Source organism: Pseudoalteromonas translucida KMM 520, from assembly GCF_001465295.1.
Taxonomy (GTDB): domain Bacteria; phylum Pseudomonadota; class Gammaproteobacteria; order Enterobacterales; family Alteromonadaceae; genus Pseudoalteromonas; species Pseudoalteromonas translucida.
This window is the reverse complement of record NZ_CP011034.1, coordinates 2,171,044-2,189,882: the sequence shown is the minus strand read 5'-3', so window position 1 is coordinate 2,189,882 and position 18,839 is coordinate 2,171,044. Positions and strand designations below refer to the sequence as shown.

Genomic DNA, 18,839 nt, shown 5'->3' with positions numbered 1-18,839 from the left:
CCCGTCACACCATGGGAGTGGGTTGCTCCAGAAGTAGATAGTCTAACCCTCGGGAGGACGTTTACCACGGAGTGATTCATGACTGGGGTGAAGTCGTAACAAGGTAGCCCTAGGGGAACCTGGGGCTGGATCACCTCCTTATACGATTTAGAACTTATTTGTTCGTAGTGTCCACACAGATGATTGTTAATTGTAAAGAGAACAACACTTATTGTTTGGGTCTGTAGCTCAGCTGGTTAGAGCGCACCCCTGATAAGGGTGAGGTCGGTAGTTCAAATCTACTCAGACCCACCACTTTACTCCCATACATCGTTATGGAATATCTCGTTTAGTAAACTAAACGTCGATTTCCCACGCCTTGCCTGGAAGCAAAGTCGGTATACAAACAGTAAGACCAGCATATGTGGGGCTATAGCTCAGCTGGGAGAGCGCCTGCCTTGCACGCAGGAGGTCAGCAGTTCGATCCTGCTTAGCTCCACCACTTTACTTCTTAAAAATAAATATTCTTTATCGGGTCATAAACGACCTGAGAATGAAGTGTGTTTAATTTTGAGAAGTTTTTATTTCTCTTGCTCTTTAAAAATTTGGAAAAGCTGATAATAAAATTCTGATGAATACATTGTATTTATCAAGAGTTTTCAAAAGTAAAAAAAGAATGGTAGCAGTACCATTCAGTGCCATTTAGTTAACTCTTATGAGTTGATTGATTGGTATCTACTTTAGTATTCAATATTGACTTCTGGCGAAGTTAAACTGTCACACAACAAAGACCCGTTTGGGGTTGTATGGTTAAGTGACTAAGCGTACACGGTGGATGCCTTGGCAGTTGGAGGCGATGAAGGACGTATTAACTTGCGATAAGCCTAGTCAAGCTAGTAAAAAGCACTTGAGACTAGGATTTCCGAATGGGGAAACCCACCTGCTTGCAGGTATCGTTAACTGAATACATAGGTTAACGAGGCGAACGCGGAGAACTGAAACATCTAAGTACCCGTAGGAAAAGAAATCAACCGAGATTCCGAAAGTAGCGGCGAGCGAAATCGGAACAGCCCTTAAGCTTATTATGTGTTAATGGAAGGCTGCTGGAAAGCGCCACGATACAGGGTGATAGTCCCGTACATGAAAAGACATTTTAAGTGAAATCGAGTAGGTCGGAGCACGTGAAACTTTGACTGAATATAGGTGGACCATCATCTAAGGCTAAATACTCCCAACTGACCGATAGTGAACCAGTACCGTGAGGGAAAGGCGAAAAGAACCCCTGTGAGGGGAGTGAAATAGAACCTGAAACCGTGTACGTACAAGCAGTAGGAGCCCACTTGTTGGGTGACTGCGTACCTTTTGTATAATGGGTCAGCGACTTATATTTTGTAGCGAGGTTAACCGATTAGGGTAGCCGTAGGGAAACCGAGTCTTAACTGGGCGAATAGTTGCAAGGTATAGACCCGAAACCCGGTGATCTAGCCATGAGCAGGTTGAAGGTTGAGTAACATCAACTGGAGGACCGAACCCACTAACGTTGAAAAGTTAGGGGATGACTTGTGGTTAGGAGTGAAAGGCTAATCAAACCGGGAGATAGCTGGTTCTCCCCGAAATCTATTTAGGTAGAGCCTCGGACGAATACTTACGGGGGTAGAGCACTGTTAAGGCTAGGGGGTCATCCCGACTTACCAACCCTTTGCAAACTCCGAATACCGTAAAGTAATATCCGGGAGACACACGGCGGGTGCTAACGTCCGTCGTGAAGAGGGAAACAACCCAGACCGCCAGCTAAGGTCCCAAAGTCATAGTTAAGTGGGAAACGATGTGGAAAGGCCCAGACAGCCAGGAGGTTGGCTTAGAAGCAGCCATCCTTTAAAGAAAGCGTAATAGCTCACTGGTCGAGTCGGTCTGCGCGGAAGATGTAACGGGGCTAAACTATGCACCGAAGCTGCGGATTCATCTTAGGATGAGTGGTAGGGGAGCGTTCTGTAAGCCGTTGAAGGTGTACCGGGAGGTATGCTGGAGGTATCAGAAGTGCGAATGCTGACATGAGTAACGATAATGGGAGTGAAAAACTCCCACGCCGGAAGACCAAGGGTTCCTATCCCATGTTAATCAGGGTAGGGTAAGTCGACCCCTAAGGCGAGGCCGAAAGGCGTAGTCGATGGGAAACAGATTAATATTTCTGTACTCGATATAATTGCGATGGGGGGACGGAGCAGGCTAAGCAAGCATGGCGTTGGTAGTCCATGTGAAAGTGAGTAGGGCGTTTGTTTAGGTAAATCCGGACGAACATTAAACCTGAGACACGAGACGAGTCACTAAGGTGATGAAGTTGCTGATGCCATACTTCCAGGAAAAGCCTCTAAGCTTCAGATTATATGGAATCGTACCCCAAACCGACACAGGTGGTCAGGTAGAGAATACTAAGGCGCTTGAGAGAACTCGGGTGAAGGAACTAGGCAAAATCGTACCGTAACTTCGGGAGAAGGTACGCTCCTATCTGTGATGAGACTTGCTCTCTAAGCGGACGGGAGCCGCAGTGACCAGGTGGCTGGGACTGTTTATTAAAAACACAGCACTGTGCAAAATCGCAAGATGACGTATACGGTGTGACACCTGCCCGGTGCCGGAAGGTTAATTGATGGGGTTATCCTTAGGGAGAAGCTCTTGATCGAAGCCCCGGTAAACGGCGGCCGTAACTATAACGGTCCTAAGGTAGCGAAATTCCTTGTCGGGTAAGTTCCGACCTGCACGAATGGTGTAACCATGGCCACGCTGTCTCCACCCGAGACTCAGTGAAATTGAAATCGCAGTGAAGATGCTGTGTACCCGCGGCTAGACGGAAAGACCCCGTGAACCTTTACTACAGCTTGGCACTGAACATTGAACCTACATGTGTAGGATAGGTGGGAGACTTTGAAGATGAGACGCTAGTTTTGTTGGAGTCAACCTTGAAATACCACCCTTGTAGTTTTGATGTTCTAACGTTGGCCCCTGAATCGGGGTTACGGACAGTGCCTGGTGGGTAGTTTGACTGGGGCGGTCTCCTCCTAAAGAGTAACGGAGGAGCACGAAGGTTGGCTAAGTACGGTCGGACATCGTACGGTTAGTGTAATGGTAGAAGCCAGCTTAACTGCGAGACAGACACGTCGAGCAGGTACGAAAGTAGGTCATAGTGATCCGGTGGTTCTGAATGGAAGGGCCATCGCTCAACGGATAAAAGGTACTCCGGGGATAACAGGCTGATACCGCCCAAGAGTTCATATCGACGGCGGTGTTTGGCACCTCGATGTCGGCTCATCACATCCTGGGGCTGAAGTCGGTCCCAAGGGTATGGCTGTTCGCCATTTAAAGTGGTACGCGAGCTGGGTTTAGAACGTCGTGAGACAGTTCGGTCCCTATCTGCCGTGGGCGTTTGAGAATTGAGAGGGGTTGCTCCTAGTACGAGAGGACCGGAGTGAACGAACCGCTGGTGTTCGGGTTGTCATGCCAATGGCATTGCCCGGTAGCTACGTTCGGAACTGATAAGCGCTGAAAGCATCTAAGCGCGAAGCAGGCCTCGAGATGATTTCTCACTAGAGCTATAAGCTCTCTGAAGGGCCGTTGGAGACTACAACGTTGATAGGCAAGATGTGGAAGTGCTGTGAGGCATTAAGCTAACTTGTACTAATTACCCGTGAGGCTTAACCATACAACGCCAAACGCGTTTTATGCGACAGTTCAAGCAAGAAGTTAATATAACTAAAGTAGATATTACTGAAGAAAGACTTAAAAAATATTATCAGATATTTTCCAAATTCAGTTAATTTGTAGGAATACGAATTAACGCCCTAATTTGCTTGGTAACAATAGCGTTTTGGACCCACCTGACCCCATGCCGAACTCAGTAGTGAAACGAAACAGCGCCGATGATAGTGTAGCATTTGCTATGTGAAAGTAGGACATTGCCAGGCTCCAAATTGTAGAAAGCCCGACTAGAAATAGTCGGGCTTTTTTACGTCTGCAGAAAAGTGAGGGTAGTGCAATTAATGTACACTCACATCCTCCTAACTCGCAGGTTGGGCAAGCAACGCGACTCCCGACACTCAAATCATAAAAATATCACCACCGGCCAATGGTTATGCCGCATTTGCTATGTGCCTTGCTACATCACTAGGTAAAACCACTGCTTAATTAAACGGTGCTAGGTCCTAACAACCCACAAACCAAATATAATTTTGCTTTGTGAGTTGCTTTGATTTAGGATCAAATTAGTTTAAAACTAAGAACAAACAGCCTGTGTATAGATTATTATTAAGTGCCTTATCAATTATATTTTGCTTTACTGCATCGGCGGTTGAAGTAACTGATCTTTATCAAGATATTTTAAAAGTTGATGATAAAACTCGAGACACGCGTTTGGCAGCAAGTCGTACGGCATTGCTGAATGTTTTAGTGAAAGTCAGCGGTGATGAAAGTGCTGATCAAAACAGCTTAGCGCAACAAAAAACTCAAGATATTTCAGACTACATGCTCAAGTTTGAGTACGACGAGAGTACAACCGGTAACTTAAAACTTGTTGTTAAATTTGAAGCGCGAAAAATTAATGCATTAATTAAAGAGCTCGGCTTACCTTTATGGGGTGTGCAACGACCATTAATTGCAATATGGTTAGGAATTGAAGATAACTGGCGCAGAGAACTAGTTACTCAAGAAAGCTACCCACAACTAGAGCAGTTAATATACGATAAAGCAGGGCGACGTGGTTTGCCGGTTGTGGTGCCTTTACTTGATTTACAAGACAGACGCCTAGTTGGTATTCCTGAAGTATGGGGTAATTTTTCAGAGCCAGTAGAAGAGGCGTCTAAGCGTTATAGTGCTGAGCGCAGTATTACCGCCAGAATGTATAAACAACCAGATAGTGAAAATTGGGTTTTAGATTGGCGATTTACTAACGATGACCTTTTTGAATTAAATAGATTAACGGGTGATAAACAACAAGTTGTTGCGCAAATGATAGATACGTTAGCGAAAGGGCTAGCTGATGAATATGCAATTGATCCAAATGCTTATTACGAGCAAGCGGCAGCAACTTTAACCCTAAAAGGTACGCAAAGCTTTGTTGATATTGAGTTGGCTAAACGCCGATTATCAAATTTAAGTGTGGTAACTCAGGCTACTATTATACGAAAAACCCCAGATTTAGTTGAGTTCAAACTTAATCACACTGGCAGTGTGGTTGATTTAAAAAAAGCATTAGGGCTTGATGCTGCGTTTAGAGATTATGTTGATCCAAGTGCTTTTTATCATGTTGTTGATAAAAACAGTTTAGAGTATCAATGGATTGGTGAGTAATGCTAACTCATGAACCAATGCAAATGGCATTGCCGGTTACTTTGCCCGATGACGAAACCTTTACTTCGTACTTTGGTGGTGAGGACTCTTTAGAAGTAAGCCATTTAAAAGACAGTTTTTCAAAATTGTCGCAATCTTTTCAATACACGTATTTATGTGGTTTGGGCGATTCAGGGAAATCTCACCTTTTGTACGCTACGTGTATTCAAGCGCAAGAGCGCGGCTTATCAAATATGCTGTTATCTATGCGAGAAGTTATTGATTTTGGCCCTATGGTATTAGAAGGCTTAGAAGCTCTTGATGTTTTATGCATAGATGATGTGCATTTGGTAGCGGGTGATGATGCGTGGGAAAAGGCCTTATTTAATTTTTTTAATCGCTTTAACGAGCCTAAAAAAATGTTGGTGGTGACCGCAGACTTACTCCCCGACATGCTAAATATTAGCTTACCTGACTTAGAATCGCGGCTAAAATGGGGAACTACACTGCAAATTCGCTCCATGAGCGATGACGACAAAGCACAAGCTTTAGTTAAACGCACAAAAATGCGCGGCTTAGAGCTAAGTGACGAATGCGCCCGATTTTTATTAACGCGCTTAAGCCGTGATATGCGGACATTACTAGACGTATTAGACAAATTAGATCATGCATCTATGGCCGCACAACGAAAATTAACAATTCCTTTTATAAAATCAACGTTAAAGCTCTAGTAGGTCTAGAATCTAGGCACTGCTTTCAGTTATCATAAGTTATTACTTAACAGCAATCACCTTCTGTGAAAGATCAGGTATCCAATGAACTTAGAAAATATATTAGCGCAAGCACTTGAGGCGGTAGCCAGTGCCAGTGAAATCGCGCAGTTAGAAGAAATGCGGGTTAATTACCTTGGCAAAAAAGGCGAGATCACCAGCTTACTTAAAACGTTAGGCAAAATTGCCCCTGAAGAACGCAAAGAAGCGGGCCAAGTTATTAATCAAGCTAAACAAGATGTGCAAGCTGCTATAAACGATAAACGTGAGCTGTTAGCCAGTAAAGCGCTAGAAAAAAAGCTAGCCGCTGAAACTATCGATGTAACATTACCTGGGCGTATTATGCCTACTGGTGGTTTACATCCGGTTACACGTACCATTGAGCGCATAGAAAGCTTTTTTGGTGAGTTAGGCTTTGCAGTTAAATCGGGTCCTGAAGTTGAAGATGACTTTCATAACTTTGATGCGTTAAATATTCCTGAGCATCATCCTGCCCGTGCTGATCACGATACTTTTTACTTCAACCCTAAGCTGGTATTGCGTACGCAAACGAGTGGCGTACAAATACGTACAATGGAAGTTGAGCAACCGCCACTGCGTATTATTTCTCCTGGACGTGTATATCGTAACGATTATGACCAAACGCACACGCCTATGTTTCATCAGGTTGAAGGCTTAATGGTCGACACAGATGTGAGTTTTACTGAACTTAAAGGTATTTTACACGACTTCCTGCGTAACTTTTTTGAAGAAGACATGGAAATTCGTTTCCGTCCTTCATTTTTCCCTTTTACAGAACCTTCAGCAGAAGTAGACGTAATGGGTAAAGACGGAAAATGGCTAGAAGTATTAGGCTGTGGCATGGTACATCCAAACGTTCTTAAGTCTGTGGGCATTGATCCTGAAAAATACACCGGCTTTGCTTTTGGCATGGGTGTAGAGCGCTTAACTATGTTGCGTTATGGCGTAAACGATTTACGTGCATTTTTTGAAAATGACTTAAAATTCCTAAACCAGTTCCGTTAAGAGTGAAACAATAATATGAAATTTAGTGAAAAGTGGTTAAGAGAGTGGGTTAATCCAGCCATTGATACGCAAGCTCTGTCGGAACAGCTTTCTATGGCTGGTCTAGAAGTTGATGGTGTAACACCTGCAGCAGCAAAGTTTAATGGTGTCTTGGTAGGTGAAGTTGTTGAATGTGGGCAACATCCTGATGCAGATAAGCTCCGCGTTACCAAAATTAATGTCGGTGGTGATGAACTGCTTGATATTGTATGTGGTGCACCAAACTGTCGTTTAGGCATTAAAGTTGCGGTTGCAACTGTTGGTGCCGTGCTTCCTGGTGATTTTAAAATTAAAAAAGCCAAGTTACGTGGCCAACCTTCAAATGGCATGTTGTGTGCCTTTGTCGAGCTAGGTATTAGCGAAGAAGGCGATGGCATTATGGAATTGCCAAGTGATGCGCCAGTAGGAACAGATTTACGTGAATACCTAGGCCTTGATGATAATATTATTGATGTTGATTTGACGCCAAACCGTGGTGATTGTTTAGGTATAAAAGGCTTAGCCCGTGAAGTGGGCGTACTTAACAGCATAGACGTAAACGTATTACAAATTCCAGCGGTTACACCAACAATTGACGATAAAGTATCGATTGAATTAGTTAATGAAGATGCATGTCCTCGCTACCTTGGTCGTGTGATCAAAGGCATTAACCTTGATACAGCAACGCCGTTATGGTTGGTTGAAAAACTACGTCGCAGCGGTGTGCGTTCAATCGATCCAGTAGTCGATGTTACTAATTATGTATTACTAGAACTTGGCCACCCAATGCATGCATTTGATTTAAATGCAATTGAAGGTGGTATTAAAGTGCGTAGTGCAAATGCCGGTGAAGAGCTGGTTTTACTTGACGGTAATAGCGTTAAATTAAACGAATCTACATTAGTGATAGCCGATCATAATAAAGCGCTAGCCATTGCGGGTATTTTTGGTGGCGAGCAATCGGGTGTTACAGATAAAACGTCTGATATATTACTTGAAAGCGCATTCTTTAACCCTATAGCAATTGCAGGGCAAGCGCGTAGCTATGGTTTGCACACAGATGCCTCGCATCGTTATGAGCGTGGTGTTGATTTTGCGCTACAGCATGATGCAATAGAGCGTGCAACAGCGTTACTACTTGAAATAGTAGGCGGTGAAGCAGGCCCAGTGGTTGAAGCCGTTGCCGCAGATAAGCTACCTAAAGTGACTGAGGTTCGTTTACGTCGTAGCCGTTTAGACCGTGTTATTGGCCATCATATTGAAGATGAGAAAGTTACTGATATTTTAACCCGCTTAGGTTTTAACGTAAAAGTTGAAAACGACAGCTGGAGTGCAGATGTACCTAGTTACCGTTTTGATGTGCGTATTGAAGAAGATTTAATTGAAGAAGTGGCACGTGTTTACGGTTACAACAGTATTCCTAATGTTGCACCGACTGCTAAACTTAAAATGACCACCCATAACGAAGCGACTATCGCACTAAGTAAGTTTCGTAATACGCTAGTAGCCCGTGGCTATCAAGAGGCTATTACGTACAGTTTTGTAGACCCTAAAGCGCAAGCTATTTTGCACCCAGAAAGTCAGCCGCTAGTATTACCGCACCCAATTTCAATTGAAATGTCGGCAATGCGAGTAAGCTTAATGCCGGGCTTATTGGCGTCGCTAGCGTATAACCAAAATCGTCAGCAACCGCGTATTCGTTTATTTGAACACGGCCTTAAATTTTTAAGTGACGAAAATGCCGAAAACGGTGTTAACCAAGTGCCAGTAATTGGCGGTGTAATTACCGGTCTTGCGCATGGCGAACATTGGGTTGAAGAAAAACGCAACGTCGATTTTTACGATGTGAAAGGTGACGTGGAAGCACTACTGGCAATTACCAATGATGTCAGCCGCTTTGAAATTAAAGCAGAGCAGTCAGATGGTTTGCATCCTGGTCAATCAGCGGTAATTTATGTTGCTGGAAAAAAGGTTGGCTTTTTTGGTGCTTTACACCCTCAAGTGCAAAAGTCGTTAGATATCAATAATGCTACATTTGTGTTTGAAATTGAAATGTCGGCAATTGAAAAAAGAAATTTACCGCAAATTGCAGGGGTGTCTAAATTCCCTTCAAATCGCCGCGACATCGCGATTTTAGTGCAAGAGAGCGTAAATATTGGCGATATTTTAACAGCGATAGAAAAAGTTGGCGGAAATCAATTAGTTGACCTAAACTTATTCGATGTGTATAAGGGCAAAGGTATTGAGCCAAATTATAAGAGTTTGGCGATTGCTCTAACACTGCAATCGGTTGATAGAACACTCGAAGAGAAAGATATCAATCTAGTAGTTGATAACGTGGTGGCCACACTGGCCGAACAGTTTAATGCATCGTTGAGGGACTAGATATGGCGCTTACTAAAGCCGACATAGCTGAACACCTATTTGAAAAACTCGGGATCAATAAAAAAGATGCCAAAGATTTAGTTGAAGCGTTTTTTGAAGAAATCCGCTCAGCGCTTGAAAAAGGCGAGCAGATTAAGCTCTCTGGATTTGGTAATTTTGATCTTCGTGATAAAAAAGAAAGACCGGGACGTAATCCGAAAACAGGGGAAGATATTCCTATTTCGGCGCGTCGCGTGGTGACCTTTAGACCTGGGCAAAAACTTAAAACCCGAGTAGAAGTGGGCACAAGTAAAGCAAAGTAATATAAAAAAGGCAGCGTAAGCTGCCTTTTTTATTATTAATGTTTTATTTAACTACGCCTAGATTACTTAAAACTCCCTAGGTGATACAAACTTACCAGCGCGAATTTGCTGAAAAGTTTGTTGCGCTAATAAATCTAAACTATCAAGGTTTTTTCTGCTGCTTGCTAATTGCTGCTCTACAGCAAATATATCAACGTTTTCTATGCCCGACATCTGCGCAACTTTTGAAAAAACATAAGCATGCTTATACTTTTGTTGTTTATAAAACAAACTGACCAAAGAGGTAAACACCTCGGGAACAGGTATTTGCTGTGCTTTATTAAGCTCTAATGTTTTGTAGAGCAAATCAATCGTTTTATCATCATCAAACTTAATATAATACGATGCCAAAAAAAGTTGCATTTCAGCACTTGTTGTCACCCTTTCATCATGCTCCAAGGCTAAAAACTTAGTCAGTGCTCGCTGATCGTTATTACGCGACCAATGATAATAAAGTAAGCCTGGGTGATTAGTATTTTTAGTGTCTTGATATAATCGCGTCATTTCTTTAATACTGGTTAATTTACCCTCTACACGTGAGGTCTTTTTTTCTTTTAATTTTATATGCTCAATTTTAGCTGCAAGCGTAATACACTGATTATATGATTCAAACTCTTTAAGTAGCTGATATTTATTTTCATCCGTTGGGTGCTTATATTCTATATAACGCTGCAAAATAGTGCTAGAGCGCTGCTCTCTGCAATGATTATCTTTATTTAGATCGTTGCAAAACCCGGGCGTTTCTTTACATACTTGGGCCAAGCTTAGTGGCTTTTCACATCCGGCTAGGGTGAGTACTCCAAGCACTGCTATTAGTCTTATAATCATCCTCAACCCTTAAATATATTAATATAATGTTATTCTAACGCAATCAATTAGCCTCTAACAGTAGAGAATAAAGCAAGATTAAATTAGAATAGGGAAGTCACTAGAGTGCGTTGACTTATCAGGGTCGAAATTATTTCAACTTTTGATGGTTAAATGCTCTAGGGCTATCCGTTCAAAAATGTTTAACTTAGGTAAATAAAATGACCTCATCTCACGAGTTAGAATACACAAATAGTTGGCAAGAACGCCAAGGTTACGCAGAAAGCATGCAACCAATCATTGGTAAGCTTTATCGTAGTCGTGGTATCGAAATTGCTGTTTATGGCCGTCCACTTGTAAATGCAAGCCCAATTGAAATTATCAAATCTCACAAATCAGTTGCGCAGTTTGAAGGTACAAAATTACGTTTACGTGAAAGCTTCCCATTTTTAGAAGCGATTAGCAAAATGGATTTAAATTCTGCACGTATCGATATTGGTAAGCTGGCTTATAGTTATTTGTATAATGATGTTGCAAACGGTCGTTCTGTTGAAGAGTTTGTAAAAGATGAGCTTGCTGAAATTGCTGATTTACCGGCTAAAGAATCACGTGACGTGGTGCTTTATGGCTTTGGTCGAATTGGCCGTTTACTTGCACGCCTACTAATTGAAAAATCAGGTCCTTATGCTGATTTACGCCTACGCGCAATTGTTGTGCGTGGTGGTAAAGATGGCGACCTTGAAAAACGTGCCAGCTTATTACGTCGTGATTCAATTCATGGTCCATTTAATGGCTCTATCACTGTTGATAAAGAACGTAATGCAATTAAAGCTAATGGTAGCTACATTCAGGTTATTTACGCTAACTCTCCTAGCGAAATAGATTACACAGCTTACGGTATCGACAATGCACTTATTGTTGATAACACAGGCATTTGGAAAGATGAAGCAGGTCTTGGTCAGCATTTGGAATGTAAAGGTGCTGCTAAAGTACTATTAACGGCTCCTGCTAAAGGTAATATAAAAAACATCGTATATGGTGTAAATAACAAAGATATTTTACCTGAAGACAAAATTGTATGTGCAGCAAGCTGTACAACTAATGCCATTACACCAACACTTAAAGCATTAAACGATAAGTTTGGCATTAAAAATGGTCACGTAGAAACGGTTCACTCGTATACTAATGACCAAAACTTAATTGATAACTACCACAAAGCAGACCGTCGTGGCCGTGCTGCTGCGCTTAACATGGTAATTACTGAAACAGGCGCTGCAAAAGCGGTTTCAAAAGCACTACCAGAGCTTGAAGGCAAACTAACGGGTAACGCAATTCGCGTACCTACACCTAACGTGTCGCTGGCTATTTTGAACTTAAATTTAGAAAAGAGCACCTCGGTAGAAGAGCTAAACGCATTTTTACGCGATACCGCACTTCACTCAGACTTGCGCGACCAAATTGATTACACCGCTTCTACTGAAATCGTATCTACTGATTTAGTAGGTAGTCGTTACGCTGGTGTGGTTGACTCGCAAGCAACGATTGTTGATGACAATCGTATTGTACTTTACGTTTGGTACGATAATGAGTTTGGTTACAGCTGCCAAGTGGTACGTTGTATGCGCGATATGGCCGAAGTGGCATTCCCAAGCTTACCTCACTAATTTATTAGTCGTTATACAAAAGCCAGCATTTGCTGGCTTTTTTGATTATCAATATTTTTAAAGCGCAGCGCTTATGGTACGCTTTATACATTAGATACGGCTAATCGCAGCGTACTTACATCCTGGCTATTTATGCAGTCCAGAGACACTTAGTCAACTTATAGGTTTTTTGTCATGAAAATCAGCAGCAATTTCGACAGTGGTAATATTAAGGTTATTGAAGCCACCGATCCATTAAATATCCAGTTAGAGATTAATAACGATTTCCAGTCTGAATTTTATCAGTGGTTTCATTTTCGTCTAGAAACAACTCCTTACCAATTACATAAACTAAACATAAATAAGCTCGAAAACTCAGCTTATCCAGATGGTTGGGTAGACTATCAGGCAGTTGCATCGTATGACCGTCAAACATGGTTTCGTGTACCTTCAAGCTACGAAAATGGCACATTAAGCTTTGAAATAGAGCCAGAGTGCGGCAGTGTTTATTTTGCTTATTTTGCACCATATAGCTATGAGCGTCACTTAGATTTACTTACGTGGGCGCAAAGCCAGCAAATTTGCCAATTAGAAACATTAGGCGAAACCCTTGATGGCCGCGACATGAGCGTACTTAAAATTGGTGAGCCAAGCGCAGATAAGAAAAACATTTGGATCACCGCTCGCCAGCATCCGGGTGAAACAATGGCGCAGTGGTTTGTAGAAGGAATACTTCACAAACTACTTGATGATGAAGACCCGCATGCTGCCGCATTACTATCAAAAGCAGTATTTTATATTGTGCCAAACATGAATCCAGATGGCAGTGCTCGTGGGCACTTACGTACTAATGCTAAAGGCGTTAACTTAAACCGTGAATGGCAAACGCCGAGTATGGAAAATAGCCCCGAAGTTTATTTAGTGCTTAATAAAATGCGTGAAACAGGCCTAGATATGCACCTTGATATTCATGGTGATGAAGCAATCCCGTATAACTTTGTAGCCGGCAGTGAAGGCATTCCAAGTTACGATGCGCGCTTAAAAGATCTAGAAGATAGCTTTAAAGCTGCTTTGTTAACCATTACTCCAGAGTTTCAAGACGAGCATGGTTACCCTAAAGACGAGCCAGGGCAAGCTAACCTTACAGTAGGTTCATCTGCAACAGCAGAAGAATTTAAGGCGCTTACCTATACAGTAGAAATGCCATTTAAAGATAATAACGACTTACCCGACCCAGATTATGGTTGGTCAGATCGTCGTTCATATCAATTTGGCCAAGATACTTTAGCGGCTATCGTAAATGTCGTTGATAAATTAAGATAAATTAGTATAAGGTAAGGGCAACATTAAAATGTTGCCCTTTTTTGTTACAACACTTACAAAAATAACAAGTGCGCAACGGCACAATAAACTGTGGCTTAACGAATGTTTAGTCAGCAATTTCAAAAATAAAATAATAAGAGGAATTTAGCGTGGATGCATTCGGACAACTTTTAGATAGCCTAGATGGCATGTTAGGAGGAGCTGTATGGTTTCCTTATGTGTTATTAGGGGTTGGTTTGTTTTTTACTATTTATTTAAAGTTTCCCCAAATACGGTATTTTAAACATGCTTGCCAAGTTGTTTCGGGTAAGTTTGATAAAAAGGATACAGAAGGGGATACCACTCACTTTCAAGCGCTTGCTACAGCACTATCGGGCACAGTGGGTACAGGTAATATTGGTGGCGTAGCACTGGCTATTTCAATTGGTGGGCCTGCGGCGTTGTTTTGGATGTGGATGACGGCATTTTTTGGTATGACTACCAAGTTTGTAGAAGTTACCTTGTCGCATAAATACCGTGAAAAAACTGAAGATGGCACTATGTCTGGCGGCCCAATGTATTACATGGATAAACGCCTTAACATGAAATGGCTGGCCATTTTATTTGCCGTAGCCACTGTAATTAGCTCGTTTGGTACAGGCAGCTTGCCACAAATTAATAATATTGCACAAGGGATGGAAGCCACCTTTGGTTTTGCGCCTATGGCCACAGGTGCTGTGTTATCTATTTTACTTGCCTTGGTTATATTAGGCGGCATTAAACGTATTGCAGCAATTACATCACGCGTAGTACCGTTAATGGCGGCTATTTATATTATTGGTGCTCTGGCTGTTATTTTTTATAACGCTGAAAACATCGGTCCTTCATTTTCTGCCGTATTTATGGACGCATTTTCAGGCTCTGCTGCCGCAGGTGGCTTTTTGGGGGCGTCATTTGCTTATGCGTTTAATCGTGGTGTAAACCGTGGTTTATTCTCTAACGAAGCGGGTCAAGGTTCTGCACCTATAGCGCATGCTTCGGCAAAGGCTGATGAGCCAGTTTCAGAGGGCATAGTATCTATACTAGAACCTTTTATCGATACCATTATTATTTGTACACTTACGGGTTTGGTTATTTTATCCTCGGGGGTGTGGAATGAAAAATTCCAAACCCATTTCGAACGCTCAGCCATGAGTATTATTAAAGGCGATTACACAGAAGAAAATCAAACACAGCGCGAAGACCTCTATAAATACCTTAATGGTCAAAAAAGTAATATACAGACGTTTACCGGCAATATTGAAGTGGTTAATGGTGAAGCATTAAATACGGGCTTTACGGTATTACATTCACGCTCCATTGCTGAGGACGTACGCTTTGGTATTACTGAAAAGCACAAATACACAGGTGTTGTAGAAGTAATAGATGGCATGCCAACAGATGACAGCATTAGTTTAGTGGGCAAGTCATTGGTACATTCAGCAGAGCTAACCACCAAGGCTTTTAAACGTGGTTACTTTGGCGATAGTGGCCAGTACATTGTATCAATAGGCTTATTGCTGTTTGCGTTCTCTACTGCCATTGCTTGGTCGTACTATGGGGATCGCGCAATGATTTACTTATTAGGGCATCGCTCAGTAATGCCGTATCGCGTATTTTATGTGGCTGCATTCTTTTGGGCATCGTTTGCCGATACCACCTTGGTATGGAAGTTAGCGGCAGTGGCCATTGTTGTTATGACACTACCTAACTTAATTGGCATAATGTTATTGCGCAAAGAGATGAAAGAGTCGGTAGATGACTACTGGGTCAAATTCAAAAAAGACAACGAGAAATAAAACAAGTACAATAAAGGCGCCGCAAGGCGCTTTTTTTATGCGTAGTATGGAGAGATGTATGGCGATTATTCGTTGCCCTAAATGTGCCAAATCAATATCAGATAAACACGCGCAATGTCCGCATTGCGAAAGTAACGTTGCCGACTTAAATAATGAGCAAGTTCAACAGCTTCAACGTGAACAGCGAATTAAAAAACAGCAAATGTTTATAACTCACTCATTTTTAGCACTTATCCTATTTTTAGGCGGTTTTTTCTGTTTGTACTTCTTACAACCGCAAGAAAAAACACCTCAGTGGTATGCTTACACCATCGCTATTGGCGTGGGGTGTATTTGGTACCTTATTAATCGTATTATTTTAGTGACTCTAAAAAAGAAAAAATGACATGAATATCGACAATCTTGTACAAAATATTACCCCAGAATTATTTGAACGTTTGCAATACGGAGCAGCAACTGGCAAATGGCCAGACGGTACTCCTTTATCAGATGAACAAAAGCAGCAAACAGTGCAGTTAGTTATGTTGTATCAAGCAAAAGTTGCTCAATCGAATGAGCAATTTACTATTGGTGCAAATGGCGAAATGGTGCAAAAAACAAAAGCACAACTGCAAAAAGAATTTAACTCAGATAACGAAATAGCTAGGTTTAGTGAACATGATCTTTAAACACCTTTTTACGCCAAAATGGAAACATCCAAAGCTGCAAGTACGTCTAGATGCAATCGAAAAATTAGATGTACAACGCGACGCAATAATTTTAAGTACTTTAGCGCTGGAAGATAGCTCAGCAGAAATTCGTCGTAAGGCACTGCAAAAAGTAAACGACTTGCCACTGTGGTGGAAAGCCTATAAACAAGATCAAGCATTAAAAGATATTGCTGAACAACAAATATCTATCGCTGTTTTAAGTAGCGAAAGTACACTGTCGCCGCAAATTAAAAGTGAATATATAGAGCGTTTTGCACCAGTAAAAACCCTCGAAAAACTTGCCTTTGCAGAAAAAGAGCTGCAAGTGCGGGTTAAGTTATTAAAGCGCCTAGGAAACCCTAAACTAATAGAAAAAGCCTTTAAAGAGGGCAGCGAAGAGTTACAAGCGCAATTAGTTGAGTTGGTTATTACCCACCAGTTAACTAAACCATTATTAAAGCATGCACAAAACAGTGCCAAAACAGCGCTTAACACGCACCTAGAAAACGAGCGTTTAGCAATTGAAATGCCAGCGCAAGTTGAGGGAGAAACCCGTGTTATTTTAGCCAAGCTAAATGCTTTGCGCGATAAAAATGATTTTGCATTAGTAAACCCAAAAGCGGGTGAGTTAATGGCGCAATGGCAAGCCTTAGAGCTTAAGTGGCTTAGCACCGAGCAAGTAAAATTGCTAAACGAAAAGTACAGCACAATTACCGAAAAGCTAAATGCCCATATTGCACAGCTTCGCAGTGAGCACGAAAAAGAGCAGCAATTACTTGCACTTCAACAGCGTCAACTGCTGGCATTAGCAACGCTTGAAGCTTTAAGTGAAGAAATTGAAAATGCATTGCAACTTGGCCTAGAAACGCCAGAGCAAATTCAGCAAGATTGGCTTGATGCAAAAGTAGCGCAGGCTCAACAAGCAATAAATGAAACCGAGTTAGCTAATAACCCACAATCAAAACAGGTTATTAATAAGTTAGAAAAATTATTTACTCAAGTAGCTAAATTACCTGAGCTAACGTCTGCTATTAAAGATTATAAGCTGGCATTTGCTGCACTGTGTGAAATAAAACCAGCAGCCGATTTAACCCAATACGACGAAACCTTAGCTGCATTTAATAGTGGTTTTAAGGCGGCGCGTAATCATCTAAATATATTAGATAGTGCATTGCAGGGTACGTTTAAAACACAGCTTAATGCGCATAAAAAGCAATTTTTAGTGCCAATGAACGAGTTGATAAAACCGCTTGAAAAAAATCAAAGCCAAGCTAAGCGCAAAGCCCGTGATGTAAAGCGCCTAATAGAAGAAGGTCGTTTTAACGTTGCATTTGGTGTGTTTAAAGGCTTTGAAGAGCTATTTAATACGTTAACTGAGCAGTATCAGCAACCACTTGTAAGCTTAAAAACCGATTTAGAAGCGCAACTAGCTGACGCCAAAGATTGGCAAAAATATGCTGCAGCACCAAAGCGCGAAGCCTTACTTGAAGAAGTTAGCGCGCTCGTTTTAGAGGAGTGCGTAGACCCACAGCAACGTGCTGATCAAGTTAAAGTGTTGCGTAAACGCTGGAATGAGCTTGGCCGCTTAGATACAGACGAAGAAAAGCAACAAGGTGAGCAATTTGATCAAAAAATCGAATTATTGTTTGCACCTTGCCGTAACTACTTTGCAGAGCAAGAAGTACAGCGTGAAGCGTCAAAAGCGCAGCGCGAAAGTATTATTGCTGACATGCATGCACTGCACTTACTCGCAACTGACGAGCAGGGTTTTGATTGGAAGCAGTTTGAAAGCCAATACAATCGTTTAAACAAAGCATGGCGCAGTGTGGGTAAAGTTGACCCTAAAACCTACCGTGTATTAAACGATCGTTATAAAAACGAGCAGCAGCGTGTGCTAGCGGCGTTAAATGCGTTTCATAAAGGCAATGCTGCACTTAAAAATGCATTAGTAGAGCAAGCGCAGCAATTATCACAAAGTGATGACCTAGCAGCAGCATGCCAAGAGCTAAAACAATTACAGCAGCAGTGGCAAACAATTGGCTTTGCCGGCTTAAAAGCTGAAAATGCCTTATGGCAAAAGTTTCGTCAATTTAACGACGAAACCTTCACTAAACGCAGCAGCGAGTTTGAGCAGCAAAAGTTAGATCAAAGCGAAAACGACAAGCAAGTAGTCGCTGAGCTTAACGAACTTGAATTGGCGCTGGGTCAAATTAACGAAAAAGCGCAATTACATGACTTAGAAACTAAAGTTAAAGGGTATACCCAGTTTAAGTCATTATCGCCAAAAGTAACGTCGTTACTTAGCGCCATAGAAGAGAAGCTTGCAGGGCTAACTAGCCAAGCCGAACAAGCTAATTTAGTGGCCTTATTTAACGCTCTTGAAAATAATGAAGCAATACCGAGCCAGTACCAAGCTATACTTAAAACATCACTTAGTAGTGCACAGTTACTTACTAGAATGGAAATTTTAGCTAATGTAAGTAGCAATGATGCAATGCAAAGAATGGCTGAGCAAGTTGCCATGTTAGATGATAAGCATCGTGGCGAACATGCAGATATAAGCTATTATTTAAAGCAGTTGTTAGCGCTCAGTGAAGGTTCAGTTGATGCTGACACACTAGCACGGCTAAAGGCTGTTTTTACAGCTTAGTGTAGTTACACCTAATAGAGTATTACTCTTTTAAAAGCCGCTCGTAAGCGGCTTTTTTATACCCATCATTTA

Annotated in this window: 12 protein-coding genes, 2 tRNA genes, 2 rRNA genes and 1 other annotated feature (1 of these 17 running past the window's edge); of the genes, 15 read left to right on the top strand and 1 reads right to left on the bottom strand. The window is 41.9% G+C overall.

The genetic code is table 11. The annotated features are described in order from the left end of the window. Positions 1–128 (top strand) — a sequence feature (most likely nonfunctional fraction of RNA operon); it begins 468 nt to the left of the window's first position. A gap of 89 nt (positions 129–217) precedes the next feature. From PTRA_RS10145 to ihfA, 9 genes are all read left to right on the top strand, one after another. Further along, positions 218–294: transfer RNA gene (locus PTRA_RS10145), tRNA-Ile, on the top strand. A 111-nt stretch (positions 295–405) separates the two neighbouring features. Next, positions 406–481: transfer RNA gene (locus PTRA_RS10140), tRNA-Ala, on the top strand. 306 nt (positions 482–787) lie between these two features. After that, positions 788–3,676, top strand: a 23S ribosomal RNA gene (locus PTRA_RS10135). A gap of 147 nt (positions 3,677–3,823) precedes the next feature. Then, a 5S ribosomal RNA gene (gene rrf, locus PTRA_RS10130) occupies positions 3,824–3,938 on the top strand. 325 nt (positions 3,939–4,263) lie between these two features. Further along, complete coding sequence (locus PTRA_RS10125; RefSeq protein ID WP_058373690.1) at positions 4,264–5,319, top strand: DUF2066 domain-containing protein; 1,056 nt, start codon at positions 4,264–4,266, stop codon at positions 5,317–5,319. Continuing rightward, positions 5,319–6,029, top strand: a complete 711-nt coding sequence (gene hda / locus PTRA_RS10120) for a DnaA regulatory inactivator Hda (protein ID WP_172459224.1) — start codon at positions 5,319–5,321, stop codon at positions 6,027–6,029. The genes PTRA_RS10125 and hda overlap by 1 nt, the downstream gene beginning before the upstream one ends. 84 nt (positions 6,030–6,113) lie before the next feature. Next, positions 6,114–7,094: a phenylalanine--tRNA ligase subunit alpha gene (gene pheS / locus PTRA_RS10115; protein ID WP_058373689.1), complete on the top strand. Its 981-nt coding sequence runs from the start codon at positions 6,114–6,116 to the stop codon at positions 7,092–7,094. 15 nt (positions 7,095–7,109) lie between these two features. Continuing rightward, complete coding sequence (gene pheT, locus PTRA_RS10110; RefSeq protein WP_058373688.1) at positions 7,110–9,497, top strand: phenylalanine--tRNA ligase subunit beta; 2,388 nt, start codon at positions 7,110–7,112, stop codon at positions 9,495–9,497. A 2-nt stretch (positions 9,498–9,499) separates the two neighbouring features. Further along, positions 9,500–9,799, top strand: a complete 300-nt coding sequence (gene ihfA, locus PTRA_RS10105; protein ID WP_011328574.1) for an integration host factor subunit alpha — start codon at positions 9,500–9,502, stop codon at positions 9,797–9,799. A gap of 66 nt (positions 9,800–9,865) precedes the next feature. Here the strand turns inward: ihfA and PTRA_RS10100 are convergent, their stop codons facing one another. Then, the gene (locus PTRA_RS10100; protein WP_058373687.1) at positions 9,866–10,666 is read right to left on the bottom strand and encodes a DUF2989 domain-containing protein; all 801 of its coding nucleotides are present in this window, start codon (positions 10,664–10,666) and stop codon (positions 9,866–9,868) included. 200 nt (positions 10,667–10,866) lie between these two features. On the opposite strand from PTRA_RS10100, the gene PTRA_RS10095 reads away from it, so the two are divergent. From PTRA_RS10095 to PTRA_RS10070, 6 genes are all read left to right on the top strand, one after another. After that, entirely contained in the window at positions 10,867–12,309 is a 1,443-nt protein-coding gene (locus PTRA_RS10095; RefSeq protein ID WP_058373686.1) for a glyceraldehyde-3-phosphate dehydrogenase, read from the top strand. Between the two features lie 174 nt (positions 12,310–12,483). Then, positions 12,484–13,611 carry a M14 family metallopeptidase gene (locus tag PTRA_RS10090; protein ID WP_011328571.1) on the top strand — a complete coding sequence of 376 codons (1,128 nt, stop codon included), beginning with the start codon at positions 12,484–12,486 and terminating at the stop codon, positions 13,609–13,611. A gap of 149 nt (positions 13,612–13,760) precedes the next feature. Further along, positions 13,761–15,428: an alanine/glycine:cation symporter family protein gene (locus PTRA_RS10085; protein WP_058373685.1), complete on the top strand. Its 1,668-nt coding sequence runs from the start codon at positions 13,761–13,763 to the stop codon at positions 15,426–15,428. 58 nt (positions 15,429–15,486) lie between these two features. Beyond that, positions 15,487–15,813 (top strand): hypothetical protein, encoded by a 327-nt coding sequence (locus tag PTRA_RS10080; RefSeq protein WP_011328569.1) that lies wholly within the window; start codon positions 15,487–15,489, stop codon positions 15,811–15,813. A 1-nt stretch (position 15,814) separates the two neighbouring features. Next, positions 15,815–16,096: a YeaC family protein gene (locus PTRA_RS10075; RefSeq protein ID WP_011328568.1), complete on the top strand. Its 282-nt coding sequence runs from the start codon at positions 15,815–15,817 to the stop codon at positions 16,094–16,096. Continuing rightward, positions 16,086–18,767: a DUF349 domain-containing protein gene (locus PTRA_RS10070; RefSeq protein WP_058373684.1), complete on the top strand. Its 2,682-nt coding sequence runs from the start codon at positions 16,086–16,088 to the stop codon at positions 18,765–18,767. Before PTRA_RS10075 ends, PTRA_RS10070 begins: the two co-directional genes overlap by 11 nt. Positions 18,768–18,839 lie beyond the last annotated feature (72 nt).

What these genes read in the sequence shown, in the direction of transcription:
- hda (WP_172459224.1), top strand. Translation starts at nt 5,319, where the DNA reads ATGCTAACTCATGAACCAATGCAAATGGCATTGCCGGTTACTTTGCCC.
- pheS (WP_058373689.1), top strand. Translation starts at nt 6,114, where the DNA reads ATGAACTTAGAAAATATATTAGCGCAAGCACTTGAGGCGGTAGCCAGT.
- pheT (WP_058373688.1), top strand. Translation starts at nt 7,110, where the DNA reads ATGAAATTTAGTGAAAAGTGGTTAAGAGAGTGGGTTAATCCAGCCATT.
- ihfA (WP_011328574.1), top strand. Translation starts at nt 9,500, where the DNA reads ATGGCGCTTACTAAAGCCGACATAGCTGAACACCTATTTGAAAAACTC.
- PTRA_RS10100 (WP_058373687.1), bottom strand. Translation starts at nt 10,666, where the DNA reads ATGATTATAAGACTAATAGCAGTGCTTGGAGTACTCACCCTAGCCGGA.
- PTRA_RS10095 (WP_058373686.1), top strand. Translation starts at nt 10,867, where the DNA reads ATGACCTCATCTCACGAGTTAGAATACACAAATAGTTGGCAAGAACGC.
- PTRA_RS10090 (WP_011328571.1), top strand. Translation starts at nt 12,484, where the DNA reads ATGAAAATCAGCAGCAATTTCGACAGTGGTAATATTAAGGTTATTGAA.
- PTRA_RS10080 (WP_011328569.1), top strand. Translation starts at nt 15,487, where the DNA reads ATGGCGATTATTCGTTGCCCTAAATGTGCCAAATCAATATCAGATAAA.
- PTRA_RS10075 (WP_011328568.1), top strand. Translation starts at nt 15,815, where the DNA reads ATGAATATCGACAATCTTGTACAAAATATTACCCCAGAATTATTTGAA.
- PTRA_RS10070 (WP_058373684.1), top strand. Translation starts at nt 16,086, where the DNA reads ATGATCTTTAAACACCTTTTTACGCCAAAATGGAAACATCCAAAGCTG.